This window comes from Parvimonas sp. D9, from assembly GCF_035282565.1.
GTDB classification, from domain to species: domain Bacteria; phylum Bacillota; class Clostridia; order Tissierellales; family Peptoniphilaceae; genus Parvimonas; species Parvimonas micra.
On sequence record NZ_JAYKBM010000269.1, the window covers coordinates 1 to 236 of the forward strand.

The 236-nt window shown below is 58.9% G+C and carries 1 pseudogene; it reads right to left on the bottom strand.

The window, feature by feature from the left end:
• Positions 1 to 236: pseudogene (locus VJI94_RS08840) on the bottom strand (hypothetical protein); the annotation flags it as partial.

Below are 236 nucleotides of genomic sequence, written 5' to 3' on the forward strand. Positions count from 1 at the left end.
CTGGCTTGCCAACAGCGTTTGTACCTTGCTGACAATATACGCACCAATAGGAATTGCTGATGTCGCTGCCGGGGAGGGCGCATTGCAGGTGTGGATCGTGCGCGGGGTGGTGACAAACAGAAAATCGTCAATCAGCTTGCCGTCCGGCGATACCGCCTGCGCCCGCACACCGGCGGGCCAGGGCTGGAGATCGCTTAACGAAAGCCGGGGACAATACTTTTGCACCAGCCGCAGAT